At 64.2% G+C, this 13,389-nt stretch carries 13 protein-coding genes; 5 read left to right on the top strand and 8 right to left on the bottom strand.

The window, feature by feature from the left end:
• Positions 1-12: 12 nt before the first annotated feature.
• The 3 genes from AYX22_RS21535 to AYX22_RS21525 are packed head-to-tail and all read right to left on the bottom strand — an operon-like array spanning position 13 to position 2,973.
• The gene (locus tag AYX22_RS21535) at positions 13-354 is read right to left on the bottom strand and encodes a CU044_2847 family protein (RefSeq protein WP_207595488.1); all 342 of its coding nucleotides are present in this window, start codon (positions 352-354) and stop codon (positions 13-15) included.
• The gene (locus AYX22_RS21530) at positions 338-697 is read right to left on the bottom strand and encodes a hypothetical protein (RefSeq protein WP_207595487.1); all 360 of its coding nucleotides are present in this window, start codon (positions 695-697) and stop codon (positions 338-340) included. Before AYX22_RS21530 ends, AYX22_RS21535 begins: the two co-directional genes overlap by 17 nt.
• Entirely contained in the window at positions 694-2,973 is a 2,280-nt protein-coding gene (locus tag AYX22_RS21525; RefSeq protein WP_207595486.1) for a CHAT domain-containing protein, read from the bottom strand. The genes AYX22_RS21530 and AYX22_RS21525 overlap by 4 nt, the downstream gene beginning before the upstream one ends.
• Before the next feature lie 193 nt (positions 2,974-3,166).
• On the opposite strand from AYX22_RS21525, the gene AYX22_RS21520 reads away from it, so the two are divergent.
• Positions 3,167-3,367, top strand: coding sequence for a hypothetical protein (locus tag AYX22_RS21520; RefSeq protein WP_207595485.1), 201 nt, complete (start codon positions 3,167-3,169; stop codon positions 3,365-3,367).
• A gap of 41 nt (positions 3,368-3,408) precedes the next feature.
• Here the strand turns inward: AYX22_RS21520 and AYX22_RS21515 are convergent, their stop codons facing one another.
• Both AYX22_RS21515 and AYX22_RS21510 read right to left on the bottom strand, forming a co-directional pair.
• The gene (locus tag AYX22_RS21515) at positions 3,409-4,440 is read right to left on the bottom strand and encodes an LLM class flavin-dependent oxidoreductase (protein ID WP_207595484.1); all 1,032 of its coding nucleotides are present in this window, start codon (positions 4,438-4,440) and stop codon (positions 3,409-3,411) included.
• A gap of 151 nt (positions 4,441-4,591) precedes the next feature.
• Positions 4,592-4,966: a YgjV family protein gene (locus tag AYX22_RS21510; RefSeq protein ID WP_207595483.1), complete on the bottom strand. Its 375-nt coding sequence runs from the start codon at positions 4,964-4,966 to the stop codon at positions 4,592-4,594.
• A gap of 181 nt (positions 4,967-5,147) precedes the next feature.
• Here AYX22_RS21510 and AYX22_RS21505 point away from each other — a divergent pair, with 181 nt between their 5' ends.
• A complete protein-coding gene (locus AYX22_RS21505) occupies positions 5,148-6,071 on the top strand; it encodes a LysR family transcriptional regulator (RefSeq protein WP_089596932.1) in 924 nt (307 codons plus the stop codon).
• Positions 6,072-6,124: 53 nt separating this feature from the next.
• Here AYX22_RS21505 and AYX22_RS21500 read toward each other — a convergent pair whose 3' ends face one another.
• Both AYX22_RS21500 and AYX22_RS21495 read right to left on the bottom strand, forming a co-directional pair.
• Positions 6,125-6,904, bottom strand: coding sequence for an isocitrate lyase/phosphoenolpyruvate mutase family protein (locus tag AYX22_RS21500; protein WP_207595482.1), 780 nt, complete (start codon positions 6,902-6,904; stop codon positions 6,125-6,127).
• A gap of 219 nt (positions 6,905-7,123) precedes the next feature.
• Positions 7,124-8,332, bottom strand: a complete 1,209-nt coding sequence (locus AYX22_RS21495; RefSeq protein ID WP_242703445.1) for a GGDEF domain-containing protein — start codon at positions 8,330-8,332, stop codon at positions 7,124-7,126.
• 307 nt (positions 8,333-8,639) lie between these two features.
• Between AYX22_RS21495 and AYX22_RS21490 the strand changes: the two genes are divergently transcribed.
• Positions 8,640-9,803: an exo-alpha-sialidase gene (locus AYX22_RS21490; protein WP_207595481.1), complete on the top strand. Its 1,164-nt coding sequence runs from the start codon at positions 8,640-8,642 to the stop codon at positions 9,801-9,803.
• A 7-nt stretch (positions 9,804-9,810) separates the two neighbouring features.
• Positions 9,811-10,098 carry a MoaD/ThiS family protein gene (locus AYX22_RS21485; protein WP_159707990.1) on the top strand — a complete coding sequence of 96 codons (288 nt, stop codon included), beginning with the start codon at positions 9,811-9,813 and terminating at the stop codon, positions 10,096-10,098.
• A 23-nt stretch (positions 10,099-10,121) separates the two neighbouring features.
• Here AYX22_RS21485 and AYX22_RS21480 read toward each other — a convergent pair whose 3' ends face one another.
• Entirely contained in the window at positions 10,122-10,358 is a 237-nt protein-coding gene (locus AYX22_RS21480; protein ID WP_207595480.1) for a hypothetical protein, read from the bottom strand.
• A gap of 227 nt (positions 10,359-10,585) precedes the next feature.
• Between AYX22_RS21480 and AYX22_RS21475 the strand changes: the two genes are divergently transcribed.
• Complete coding sequence (locus AYX22_RS21475; RefSeq protein ID WP_207595479.1) at positions 10,586-13,300, top strand: FG-GAP-like repeat-containing protein; 2,715 nt, start codon at positions 10,586-10,588, stop codon at positions 13,298-13,300.
• The last annotated feature ends 89 nt before the right edge of the window (positions 13,301-13,389 follow it).

Below are 13,389 nucleotides of genomic sequence, written 5' to 3'. Positions count from 1 at the left end.
AAGGGGCCGGCGTCAGGTTTCCGCCGGCTTGTTCCACGTAAGCCGCACCTTGAAATTGGACGCCGTGCTTGCCGACGCGATGAAAGCGCCCGCCTCGGCATGAAGGTCAATGCCGAACTCCACGCTCACCTCATCCGGCCGGTTCTCCAGGCTCAGGAGCTCATCGATCACCCCCTGCACCGCTGGACGCACATGCGCCAGGGCCCGCTCGAACGTCTGCTGCGCCCGCGCGAACACCCCCGAATGGTCCCCCGCGTGATCACCGCCCCGGGTTACCAGGCTCCCCGCTGCGTTCGCGACCTCCACAACAACCGTTCCGCCGTCGTCGGTGGTGAATTCAACCAACCTGCTCATGTTCCTGTCCCTTCTCCGACGCCCGCAGTCGGCGGGCCGCTACCACGAAACCGATCCCGGCTGCGCACACAACCAGCAGCTGAATCAGCACAAAGTAGGCGTGCGTCCGGTACCAGGACTCAAGGAAGACACCCTTGTCCTGGACCCAGACCAGCGGAACCGTCACTGTGGGCCACAGCAGCAGCCACCCGTACGGCTCGGAAGTGCGGGAGCGCAGGGCAAGGATCCCCGCCCACAAACCGAAGCCCGCATGCACAAAACCGGCGACCACCGCAGTTGGATCCACCGTTTCGGTGAGCCCGGAGAGCCCAAAAAGAGCCCCCGAAACAACAACCCCCGTCATGACCACCCGGGCCATGGTGGTGCGGGCAGGTAGGCCCGCGCCCGCCAACAGCAGGTACCCAAGAGGTGCCACAAGGCCGTAAACGATGCGAAGGAGCCGTCGCCGCCGCTCTCGTACCAATAGTTGTCGTCCAACCACAGGAAGTAGACCGCGAAGCACGCCCCGAGTCCGCCCGCCACGATCAGTGCGACGCCGCCCCACAGCAGGGGCGTCCGCAGGGGTGGAGCAAACCCGCCAACGGAGACGGGTGCTGGGACGCCGGGTGCTGACCCCCGGAGGCCAGCGGTCGACGGCGGGACCCCAGCGGGTGCCTCGGCTTTGGTGACGGAAGGGGCTGGGTTCAGTACTGAACGCGGTTGGGAGCCGGGGCCGGGGGCGGTGTATGGGCCGGGGTTGGCGCGGGTCGGGTCTTTCGTCCGTGCTGGCCGCTCCGGTAGATCCGCCGCCGTGTACGAACCGTGGGGCCTCTGATCGCCAGGCGTCGGAGGCACCTTAGCCGCTTCAGCGGGAGGTGGCTCTTTCGGCTTGGCCTTTTCGATCTCTGCCCGGGCCGCGGTTGCGAGCCGATCGGGATCTGCGGCATTGGGGTCCACGGTGGCCAACTCTGCCGACACGTCCAGCACTGCTTCCCAGGATCCCAGGGAGGAATGGTATCGAAGCTCTCCTTGCAGGTCCGATATCCGTTGCCGGCGCTCGCAGTCCTGGCGTCGGGCGGCGGCGTCAGGGAACCCGGGGTCCTCCTGCACCGCGGCGAAGCCATCAGCCGCGGCCAGCCAGTCTTCGGCTTCCTCTGCTTTGAGCGCTTCACGGTAGGTGCGGTCCAGCTCCAGCCGGTGCCGGGCGTTGTCTCTGAGCGCCGTCGCGTCCCGGTATCCAGGCTCCAGCGTGAGGAGGTCTTCGAACAGTTCCACTGCCTGTTCCAAGCGCCGGGCCCGCAACTCAGCGGACGCCTGGACATACAGGGCCCGCAACTGCGCCCGTTTCATGGCCTGCCCGGCGTTGGCCTGCGGTTCTGTGGCCGGCACCGGCGCCGCCTCGGCCGGCGTGGATTGGCCCTGACCGGTTCCGGGCGGTGAGGCCGGCGCAGATGCGTGGGCTGGTTCCGAAGCCTGACCACCCGAGGCCCTTGCCGCCGTCGAACTTTCAATCGAAGCCGGCGCGCGCGGTGTTCCTGTGAGTGTGAACAGCTGGGTGGTGCCGCCGCGGACGTAGAGGGCCGGGGTGACCCATTCGAGCGTTCCGTCCGGGCTGGCCATGACAGAGATTCTGCCCACCCGCGCTGCCTCGTCCACGGTGCGACCGTTGGCGATTGCTGCGTAGAAGCCGTGGGCGAAAGCGATGGCGGCAGAATCGCTGATGGCGAACTGCATGGCGGCCACGGCGCCGATCCCACTCCGGACCAGAGCGGACGCGGTGCCGGAGAAGAGGTCCGACTGCCCCATTTCCCCGGAGGAACACGAGTTCAGCACCACCAGCCGTGGGCGGGGAGCAGCGACGCTGAGCAGGGCCATGAGGCGGACGGCGCGGACCATGGCTGCCCTTCCGTCAGGTCCCACCAGCGCGATCCTGCCTTCGTCGGTGCGGGAGTCGTAATCGCCGTGGCCTACAAAGTGGACCACATGCCAAGGCCCGGCCAGCAGCATGGATTGCACGTCATCCCAGGTTCCGCTTTTCGCCCAGACCAGCTCCACCCGGCCTTCGGACACCGGCCCGGCCAGGGCCCGGCTCAGATGGTCCTTCTCGGCGGTGACGTCCAAGCTGGGCAGGTCCCGCGGCGAGGCGACGATCCCCAGAATGCGCAGGGGAGGAGCCACATCCAGGGGATTCAGGTTGTAGTCAGGCGCGGGGACATGGCGGAGGAGGGGCTCAGTCTGGCAGAGGTAGGTTTCGGTTTCGGGATCAAACAGGGTCTCCCACGGCATGGTTGCCAGTTCAGGGGCGGACAGCCTCAGGACCACCCTGAGCTGCTGGCCTGCATGCTGCGCCGCGCCGAGGCTCGCCCGGTAGGTGCCGTAAACCTCGCGGGTGAACAAGGCCTGGAACAATTGCTGGCCCACTTCACGGACGGCCATTTCAGCCACGGGCATGGTCCTGCGGGCGGCCACGGCGGACGCCAGAACGGTGGCTTCAAGCTGGGGGAGCCGTCCAAGGATGCCCTCCACGTCCAGGGTGAACATGCCCGAGGCATGGCCTCCCGCCGGTGCACGGACCACGCGCACCGTATATTCGCCGCGTGCAGAGCCGGCATCAATCTCCAGCTCGATGTCACAGTCCATCGCGGATCCCTTGTGTGACGGGCGGTCCGGCCGACTATCGAGTGGGCCGGGAGCACCCTTAGGAATAGATTGGCCCTAAGCCCGGCCCGCCACAAGAGCCGGGCCCTTGTAGACGCTCCTGACCCGGCCTACGGTTAATCCGGGCCCACGGCGCATCAGAACCCATGGCTCATCTGACGGAAGGCGGTCCGCGATGGAAATTTTCATGTGGTGGCTCGATCTGCACCTCGACAGCAAGGAATGGCTGCGTGAGAACCTGCGCGCCGACGAACTTCCGCTGCCCGTGCTGCAGCATATTGCTGAGGCCGGCGGGCCCCATCCGGACAAGGTCAGCGGCGTGCTGACAGATGCGGATTGGGACTTCATCGAGACACAATCCGAGTTCGTGGACTGACGGGCTGGCTGGCCTGACGGGCTGGCCGGCCTGACGGCGGCTTAGCCGGCGGGCTTCCAGCCCAATGCCGGCCCCAGTTTGACTGCAATGTCGGTGAGGATCTGTACGTAGTCCTCATGGTCAAAGCTGAAGGGCAGCGCGAAGGCCACTTCGTCCACTTCCTGGAATCCTCGGTGGGCGTAGAGCTGCTCGGCGATGTCATCGCTGGTGCCGATGATGTCCTGTGCGAACATCATGCCCTTCGGCCCTTGGGGCGCGCGGGTGCGTGGCGTACGTTCGTCGACGTAGCGTTGGTACTTCTTCCGCTGGGCAGCTGAGGCCGAGTCTGTGGGAATCACTACCAGGCCTTGCGAGGCCCGGGCGGTGTTCCCCGACTGGGCTGCGGCTTCACGGTAGGCGCGGATCTGTGACTGCTGGACCCCGGCGAAGTCCGGTTCTTGGTCCTTGTCCGGGAAGATCACACTGCTGGAGAGAAGATTGAAGCCGTTTTCCCCTGCCCACACCGCCGATTTCATACTCGCCGCCCCATACCAAAGCCGCGAACGCAGCCCGGCGGAGTGTGGTTCCACGCGGTTGGAGAATTCTTCCACCACGCCCTGCTTACCGGAGAAGTCCCGCACTTTCTCCCCGGCGATCAGGCGGGCAAGCCGGTTCACGCGGGCGTAGCTGAAGTCCTCCACGCCGGCAGTGTCCGGGTAGAGCTCATGTTTTACGGTGTCGTAATTCATGGGTTCGCCGACGCTCAGCCCCGGATTGATCCGACCGCCGGAGAGGAGGTCCACGGTGGCCAGGTCTTCCGCAAGGCGCAAAGGGTTTTCCCAGCCCAACGGAGTCACCGCGGTGCCCAGCTCAATCCTGGAGGTGCGCTGGCTTGCCGCAGCCATGACCGCTACCGGCGAGGAGATCCCGAACTGCAGGTGGCGGTGCCGGAGCCACGCACTGTCGAAGCCAAGCCTCTCCCCGAGCTCGATGATCTCCAACGTGGACTGGTGCCCGGCAGCGGGATCCGTGGGATCGAACAGGCCAATAGTGAGGAAACCAAGCTTGCGCAGGGGATGTTCGGGGGTGGGCATGGGCTTCCTTCACGGTAGGGCGGCGGCTACTTGCCCAGAATAGGCTCCGGTCCCGCTGACGACGGCGGGACGTTACCTTTTGTGATGCCCGGACCGTTCACAGCGGAAGGACTGCTCGTGGCGGCGGGCCCAGACGCGGCGTGCGGTCGGGCTAGGCGCAGGTGGCGACTGGGCGGGCGGCAGCGACGATGACCTGGGCTGCAGTGTCGGGGGCAAGAGAGTGGATCTCGTGAGCATGGGGCGTCACGTGCTCAGCCTGCATGGGCTGCACAGGTCGCTGCGCGGGGCCCTCCTTGGCCCGCATCCGGAGAAGCGCCACAGCGGAGATCAGGAACCACGCCACGTTGGTCACCACGGAGGGCCAGGCCCCATGGAGGGTGCCGTTGACGATGAAGGCGCACGAACCAAAGAGGTTCACGGTCTGGAAGGTGGTGCCCGCCTGCAACCAGCCCATGGACACTGCCATGTAGCCGCCGAGCATTGCCACTGCGCCGGCCCAGCCGGTGATTTCGAACAGCAGTTCCATGGGAGTCCTTTCAAGATTTTGGGCACCCCGGTGACGCCGGCGGGCGGCGTGTGGTCCGGAGTGGAGGCTTGATTCGCTAGACGTGTTGCGTTGCTGAATCGTGCTTTTGAGTCAATATTGAGTGACGATGACCTTTAGATCAATTGCAATATTCTGAAGACCGTGTTTAGGAGTGCTTAACATGGATGTGGACCCACGCCGGCTGCTGGTTCTCCTTGCTGTCGCCCGCACTGGAGGCGTTCTGGCGGCGGCTGACGAACTGCGGATTACGCCGTCTGCGGTGTCGCAGCAGCTCAGCAAACTCGAGACTGAGGCAGGTCAGGCGCTACTCCTGCGCACCCCCAAAGGATCAATGCTCACACCCGCCGGCTTGGCCATGGCAGAGGCAGGGGAAGAGATAGAACGGGCACTCAACGTCGCCCGCGCCCGGATGCAAAGCGAGGTCAACATCGCAGGAGTCGTGCGGGTGGGCGGATTCACCAGTTTCATGCGCACAGTGGTGATCCCGCGACTTCCCGAGTGGCGCAGCCAATACCCTCAGCTGCAGATACAGATCGTTGAGGACAGCTTCCCGGCGGTGATGCGGCTGCTCCGCCAGCGACAGTTGGATGCTGTGGTCATCGAACAGGATTCGACGGCGGCAGAGCAGCATCCGATGGCGGCCGGAATGGTCCAGGAGCCCCTGCTGGATGAGCCGTGGAAGCTCGTGGTGCCCGCAGGAAGCCTGCTTGGCACGGACAACATCGACCTAAGCCGCTTGCACTTGCCATGGCTGGGGGTGGAGCCGTCAGCAGCCAATACTGCAGTGCTCGGACGCCTCCGCCACTCGACGGGAGCACGGATTGAGACTGTCCATCAGTACCACGACACCCTCACCGCGCTGGCGCTCGTCGCTGCCGGCGAGGGGGTGGCCATTGTGCCCACCCTGGCGCTGACCGGCGTTGTCCACGACCATGTAGACATCCTGGACGTTCCTGGGCTGGGCACCCGCCATATCGCCCTGCGACGCTTCGATCGGCGACGGGCAGCGAGTCTTCCTGTGGACACGGTGGCCCGGCTGCTGAGGGAATCCGCGGCGGCGTTCGACACCCGATCGGCCTCCTGACCTGTCCCGCCTTCGAGGACGGGACAGGTACAGGCAGGCACACGCAGGCGGCGCTAGTTCAGCGCCGGAGTGTCGGCAGGGATGACACCGGAGCCGTACAGATCCGAGGCCAGATCCTGAAGCGCACGCAGGGCCACCCGCTGGGTGAACGGACCGTAGGACACGCGTGCCACGCCAAGTTCCTGAAGCTCTGCGGCCGGCAGCGCTCCCGGCGCGCCGATCACGGAGAGCTTCCCGTGCCCGAGGCCTTCCACCAAGGGCTCGATGACCTCACGGGTCATGGCACCTGGCACGAAGACCAGCGAAGCTCCGGCGTCCAGGAAGGCGCGTCCCCGGGCGATGGCGTCCTGGATGCTCTCCTCAATCGGCCGGTCTCCACCCCGGGCAATCGCGTCGGTGCGCGCATTCAGCTGGAACGGGATGCCTTCCCCGGCAGCAGCCGAGATGATGGCCTGTACGCGGGCAACGGCCTCGTCGAAGGGCCGCAAGCGGTCTTCAACGTTTGCGCCCACCACGCCAATTCCAATCGCCCGGCGGATGGTTTCGGCAGGATTGTCGTAGCCATCGTCCAGGTCTGCGGTGACCGGGTGATCCACGGCGTCGACAATTCGCTTCACACCGTCCAGCGCCACGTCCAGGGGCATGGTTCCGTCGGCATATCCGAAGGCTGCCGCAATGGAATGCCCCGCAGTGGCGATGGCCTTCGTTTCAGGAAGTCCTGCAATCGTGCGGGCACTGATGGCGTCCCACACATTGACCACACTCAGGATTTCAGGGGCTTCGTGCAGGGCTTTCAGCTGTTGTGCACGTGCATTGATGTTTGCTTCAGTCATCGTCGCTCTCCGTAACTGTTGTTCTTCGTGCTCCACGGGTGGGACCAATCCCACTTGCCTCCCACAGCCTAGGCATAACGTCACGCAACGCGATACCAAGCGCCCGCGGGCAGTGAACGGCCTACCCTTGACTCGCCGCTTTCTCCAAGCCCGGCACCGCCGCCGCGGAGCCGTTGGCGTTGGTGCGCTTACCGATGGCCAGATAGGCGGAGTCCTGAATTACGACGGCGGGTGGCTGGCTTCAGCCGCGGCTTCCGCGTCCGCGGGGTCCGCACCTACAACCCTGTTCCGGCCCTGGGCCTTGGCACTGTAGAGGGCGGCATCTGCCACATTGATCAGGAAGGCCAGGTCCTGGACGTCCGCGCCGGTGGACGTCACGCCGTAGCTCACTGTCGGGAATGGCGTGCCATCCGGACCCTTCATGGCCGCCAGCCGAACACTGATGTCGGATGCGATGGCTTCAGCCCGCTGTTGTGTCGCTCCCGGCAGCAGCAGGACGAATTCTTCACCGCCATACCGCGCCACGAGGTCTGACGACCTGACCGACGAAGTGCAGGCCGCAGCAAAAGCCCGGAGCGCGGAGTCGCCGGCTGCGTGACCATGCTCATCGTTGACGGCTTTGAAGTTGTCCAAGTCCGCAAGGACCAGCGCTGCACCTCGTGGGGACGACTCCGCAAGAGACCGGGCGGCCAGCTCCAGGAAAGCCCCCCTGTTAAGCAGGTTCGTCAGGTGGTCACGATCGGCACGTTCCCGGAGGCGTTTGATCAACTGCTTGTTGCTGAGTGTGTTCATGGTGGAGGACACTGCCACCAGCAGGATCAAATGCATCAGAGCGGCCGGCGCATACCCAAAGAATGTTCGGAAGACCTGGCTCGTGGGCCCGTCCAGGACAAAGCTGACGGTCCGGAACAGGTAATACAAGGCTGTCAGCCCGGCAATGATCGACAGAAACTTGGTAATCCTGGACCGGACTGGTTTGGCGAACCACAGTTCCAGCCCCGCCAACGTGATACCCAACGTTGTCAGGCCCAGGTACACCAAACCGCCGGACCATACGCTGTTCCCCGGGTCATCCAGTGCAGATGCGATACCGCTGGGAATGGACGCAGCCGCCAGGAACCAGGGATGCACTCGGTGGTCGCGCAGTGTGCGCGCTCCCGCCCAGATGCAGAAGCTTCCGGCAACAACCAGGACCTTGCCCACGGGGTTGGCCCACAGCTGGAAGTCAGTGCCGTTCAGCAGGAAAGCGGCATTGCCCACCAAAAAGAGGCATAGGGCTACGCGCCACCACTCGGCGTAGGGCGAGCGTCTCCGCTGGGACGAGACACAGGAAATGACGATCAGGGTCAGAATGACCAAGCCGAGGACCATCCTGACGGAAAAGGGGTCCAGAACAATCGTTCCCTCTTGCAGCGAAACTGCTATCACGACGCGGCCCCGCTACCGGGCTACAACCGCGGAGTTCCCTCGTGATGGCCTCATGGCTCTTTGACCTCGCAAAACATCTGATCCCCCAGCAAGTTGTTTCGGTCTCATGACCGCAAAACCACAGTCAAGCACGTTTTCCCCAGTGCCGGTGGAGGTTGGTCGCTTTAACTCCCTAAAAGTTTTCTCGATTTTTGCGTCACGATCTGGAATTTGACCACACTGTAACCGTAGGGGTTGTTCTTGCCTGTAAAGGGGACTATCCACATAGGCCCAAAAACCGTTGCCACCCACCCGCCCTGGTGGTTCGATGGGACGCATGGCTACCGCAGATACCGCAGAGAGTTATGTCATTGCGATCGGGACCAAGAAAGGCCTGTGGCTGGCAACCAGCCCCGACCGGAAAGGATGGTCCCTCTCCGGCCCGCACTTCCTGATGAGCGAGATTCCCAGCATCGGGATAGATACGCGGGACGGCAAAACCCGGATTATGGTGGGCGTGAGATCAGAGCATTGGGGACCCACCGTGGCCCACTCTGATGACCTTGGTGACACCTGGACCGAGCCCGAGCAAGGTGCCATCAAATTCCCGGACGGCACTGATGCCGCCTTGGAACGCGTTTGGCAGATCTATCCCGACGCCGACTCCCGCCCTGGCGTTGTCTGGGCCGGGTGCGAGCCGATTTCAGTATGGAAGTCCACCGACGGAGGCGAACACTTCGAGTTGAACCGCGGACTGTGGGACCACCCGCACCGCAGCGAGTGGGGTGCCGGCTATGGCGGCGCGGCGGCGCACTCGATTGTGGTTGATCCTTCCGGCGAGAAGGTCCACATCGCCATGAGCACGGGCGGCGTTTACAGATCGCTCGACGGCGGGACCTCCTGGGAGCCCCGAAACAAAGGCATCTCGGCCTACTTCATGCCCGATCCCAACCCGGAGTTCGGTCAGTGCGTCCACAAGATCGCAGCGGACGCGGCCGTCGAAGGCCGTTTGTACGCGCAGAACCATCACGGCGTGTACCGCACGGATGACAACGGGGAGAACTGGGATTCCATCGCGGACGGGCTGCCTGCGGACTTCGGCTTTGTCATGCTGACGCACCCGCGGCGTGAAGGAACAGCGTGGGTGATTCCGCTGAAGGCCGATGGAGAACGCATCCCGCCGGACAGCAGGCTCAGTGTTCACCGCACCAACGACGCCGGCAACACCTGGACAGAACTTCATACCGGCCTGCCGGACCACGAATACAACGCCGTACTGCGCGACGCCGCGTCCGTGGACACCGCCGAGCCCGTCGGCGTGTATTTCGGCACGCGTGGAGGTGCCGTATATGCCAGCGCCGACGAGGGCGGGACCTTTACTGAAGTGGCCTCGCACTTGCCGGACGTCCTGTGCGTGAGGGCTGCCGTCGTGGTGGGAAGCCCCAGGGGCGCCGCACGTGCAGGGCAAGCCAGCGCCCTGGTACCTGGTTAGGCCCGTTGTGGCTGACTTTACGGTCCTGTTGCCTGGTGTCCTGCAGCCACTCGTCGGCGGACAGTCCTATCTGACTGCGTCCGCCGACGGGGCTGTGACCGTTGGACAGTTGCTTGATTCGGTGACCGGAGATTACCCGGTGCTGGCCAGGCGCTTGCGTGATGAAACCGGGGCGCTGCGTCGTTTCGTGAATATTTACGTGAACGGTGATGAGGTCCGGCGTCTGAAGGGTCTTGATACGGAGGTTGCAGCCGGCCAGGAGGTCCTGATAGTCCAGTCCGTGGCCGGTGGCTGAGCGGGGTTTGGGGTCAGGCCGGTTCAGGCGACGCGCCAAACACTGCATTCGTCGGTATTGATGGCTTTCCTCATACCGGAGGCGTGATCCATGATCCAGACAACGCCGATACCCGGCGCGGTTTCCTGGACCTGTCCGCGGCGGATGACCACGTCATCATAGGCGGGTCCCACGGACAGTCGGGCTTCGATCTCGTCTCCACGGTTGAGCTGGCTGATCGCGCGTACTCGTGTTGTGTGTGTTGTGACTTCCTTCAACATGGTGGCCTCCTGGGCTGGAGCTGGTGCCTGCACTTGCCGGCCCTTCCAGTGTGGCGTGGCAATGTTGCCACGGTATTTCGGGGTGGTTAGGGTCCGGTTAGCATTCCGGGTTGGTTGCATTTCCGGTGACGCAGCCCCGCCTTCCCGGCGCATCGCGGGTGCGGCTGTAGCCTGATCTCGGTTCTTGAGACTCACAGGAACCACAGGCTCCGTCCCCGGGAGATTTAATGGGTGTTTTGCGGCGATCCATCGCGTTGTCCACAGGCTTGGTGGTGTTTGCCACCGGCCTGTTTTTTGTTCAGGCCCCCGCCACGGCCGTTCCAGTGCCGGGTCCGGATAATCCGAACGTCCAGTTCGTCGAGGGCACCCCGCATTCTGATCACACGTTCGAGACGCCGCCGGCTGACGATGCACCCAAGGGACAGTCCGACGTCGACTCCCTCCTCCGTGACGGTGCGGCAGCGATTGGCCCCGCCGGGGACATCCGTGTCCGGCTGGTGACGGCAAAGCTGGCGGACAACGCCAACACTGTCTCCATGGCCGACGCCGAAAAGACGGTGGAGGCCGCCAGCAAGTACTGGCAGGCGATGTCGGCCAACAAACTGTCCATGACGGTGAACAGCAAGGTTGCCGGGCACCAGTCCAGGGCGAAGTCGACCGACAGCTACAGCTCCATCATCTCCACCATCACCAGCGAACTGAACTGGTCCGCGAGCCCGTACACGGCGCTGGTGATCTACATTCCCACCACCACCCTGTCCGGGAACGCTCTCGGCGCCGGCTACAGCAGCGGCAGTTACAGTGGCCGCGTCTTGATGCCGCAGATCAGCAACTTCTCCAATAACGTGATGAGCCATGAGTTCGGGCACGTCATTGGCATGATGCACGCTGATGCCCTGCAGTGCCGCAGCGGGGCATCCGACGTCGGCGTCAACAGCAATGGCCAGTTCACGGACCCGTCCTGCTACATCCGCGAATACGGCGACACCACAGACATCATGGGCGCTGCGCAGTGGAACTCGCCGGTCATCAGCTCCACGTTTTGGGACTACGGAGGCCTCGGTCGAGGCGACGAAATCCGCGATACCGGCGTGGCCACGGGAGTCAAGAGTTACACCCTGAAGCCCTGGGGCGGCACAGAGGCCCAGCGCGCCATCAAGTTCACGGATCCCGTCAGCCGGGAGGTCTACTACCTGGAACTCCGGCAGCCTGTGGGTGCTTACGACAGCTACCTCTCGGGCGGCAACAAGGGCGTCAAAATCGTCCAGCGCGGCGGTGCCACCATCGCCTCGTCACTGATTCTTATGCCGGACACCACCCCTTTTAATGGTTGGTACAGCCAGAACCATGCCTGGCAGGCAGGCAGCACTTTCACCACCTATACGGGCACCAGGGTGACCATCAACTCGGTCAGCGCCACGTCGGCCACGGTGACCATCAACGCTGACACCAAACTGAAGACGCGGATGAGCTTTTCCGCCGGCGATTTCGACGGCGACAAGCTTGCCGACGTCATTTCCCGCGAAGCGGACGGTTCGCTTCTGCTCTATGCAGGGCTGCCCGGAAACCGCCTTGAAGAGCCCGTGCGAATTGGCAGTGGCTGGGATATTTTCAACGCTGTACTGGGCACCTCCGATTTCAACGGTGACGGCTTCGCTGACATTCTGGCGCGCAGCAGCGACGGCGCTCTGTGGCTCTACCCGGGCAACGGCAAGGGCGGGTTCCTGCCACGCCTGCAGGTAGGTATTGGCTGGCAGGGCTTCACCCAGTTGGTGGCTCCTGGTGACTTCAACGGCGATGGCCGGGCAGACCTGGTGGCAAGCGGAACCGATGGCCGGCTGTGGCTCTATCCCGGAAACGGCTCCGGAGGCTTCCTGGCCCAGCGGCAGATCGGCCAGGGCTGGGATGCGTTCACCAGTCTTTCGGCGGCGGGAACGTTCGGGGGCGGTATAGCAGGACTCCTGGCCCGTTCGTCGGACGGCACCCTCTACGTCTACCCCGGCGACGGCAAGGGCAGCCTCCTGCCGCGTACCGCCGTCGGGACTGGGTGGAACCTGGCGGGCGACATCGTCGGCGGGCAGGAATTTACCGGAGACGGCAAAGCCGACGTCCTCGGCGTCGGTTCACGCATGACCCTTTATCCCGGTGACGGAACCGGCTTCGCGGACCGCTTGGCGATTGGAACCGGTTGGAACCAGTTCAGCCAGGTGTGGGAGGCGGGGGATTTCGACGGCGATGCTGTCGCTGACATTTTGGCCCGCGGCACCAATGGCATCCTGTGGCTCTACCCTGGCAACGGTTCGGGTGGTTTCTTGCCGCGCGTGCAGGTGGGGACGGGCTGGAACGTCTTCACGTCAGTTTTGAGTGTGGGCGATTTCGATGGTGACAAGCACCCGGATCTTGTGGCCAGGGCCTCCGATGGGACGCTGTGGCTGTACCCGACCGACGGGAAGGGCCAGTTCCTTGCCCGCAAACAGATCGGCACTGGCTGGCAGGGCTTCACGCAGATGCTGGCGCCGGGCGACTTCTCCGGTGATGGAAAGGCTGACATCCTGGCGCGCGCCGCGGATGGAACCTTATGGCTTTACCCCGGAAATGGGGCCGGGGGATTCCAGCCATGGAAGCAGGTCGGTACCGGGTGGAATATCTTCAACGCGGTGATGCAGGGCAGCGACTTCAACGGTGACGGTCGGGAAGATGTCCTTGCCCGGGGGACGGACGGGGCGCTGTGGCTTTACCCGGGCAACGGCAGCGGAGGGTTCCTCGCACGGCAGTACCTGGGCTCTGGATGGAACATGTTCACCTCCTTCGCTGCCCTCGGCAACGCTTTCACGGGCACAGGCGATCCGACCCTGGTTGGTGTAGCCGGCGACGGAACGCTGCTGCTTTACTCCGGGACGGGCACGGGAAAGTTCAAGCCGGTGGCGGTGGACCCGCGGTAGCATCGGCGAGGTCTGGCGGCTCCTTCCCCGTTGCCATAAGCCCTCAGGTTTAGGGCAAGCAAAAACCCGGAATGTCTCGTGACAGTCCG

This window comes from Arthrobacter sp. D5-1 (assembly GCF_017357425.1).
GTDB lineage: Bacteria > Actinomycetota > Actinomycetes > Actinomycetales > Micrococcaceae > Arthrobacter.
Note: the sequence above shows the minus strand (reverse complement) of the source record. Positions and strands in the feature narration are given on the sequence as shown.

What these genes read in the sequence shown, in the direction of transcription:
- AYX22_RS21535 (WP_207595488.1), bottom strand. Translation starts at nt 354, where the DNA reads ATGAGCAGGTTGGTTGAATTCACCACCGACGACGGCGGAACGGTTGTT.
- AYX22_RS21530 (WP_207595487.1), bottom strand. Translation starts at nt 697, where the DNA reads ATGACGGGGGTTGTTGTTTCGGGGGCTCTTTTTGGGCTCTCCGGGCTC.
- AYX22_RS21525 (WP_207595486.1), bottom strand. Translation starts at nt 2,973, where the DNA reads ATGGACTGTGACATCGAGCTGGAGATTGATGCCGGCTCTGCACGCGGC.
- AYX22_RS21520 (WP_207595485.1), top strand. Translation starts at nt 3,167, where the DNA reads ATGGAAATTTTCATGTGGTGGCTCGATCTGCACCTCGACAGCAAGGAA.
- AYX22_RS21515 (WP_207595484.1), bottom strand. Translation starts at nt 4,440, where the DNA reads ATGCCCACCCCCGAACATCCCCTGCGCAAGCTTGGTTTCCTCACTATT.
- AYX22_RS21510 (WP_207595483.1), bottom strand. Translation starts at nt 4,966, where the DNA reads ATGGAACTGCTGTTCGAAATCACCGGCTGGGCCGGCGCAGTGGCAATG.
- AYX22_RS21505 (WP_089596932.1), top strand. Translation starts at nt 5,148, where the DNA reads ATGGATGTGGACCCACGCCGGCTGCTGGTTCTCCTTGCTGTCGCCCGC.
- AYX22_RS21500 (WP_207595482.1), bottom strand. Translation starts at nt 6,904, where the DNA reads ATGACTGAAGCAAACATCAATGCACGTGCACAACAGCTGAAAGCCCTG.
- AYX22_RS21490 (WP_207595481.1), top strand. Translation starts at nt 8,640, where the DNA reads ATGGGACGCATGGCTACCGCAGATACCGCAGAGAGTTATGTCATTGCG.
- AYX22_RS21480 (WP_207595480.1), bottom strand. Translation starts at nt 10,358, where the DNA reads ATGTTGAAGGAAGTCACAACACACACAACACGAGTACGCGCGATCAGC.
- AYX22_RS21475 (WP_207595479.1), top strand. Translation starts at nt 10,586, where the DNA reads ATGGGTGTTTTGCGGCGATCCATCGCGTTGTCCACAGGCTTGGTGGTG.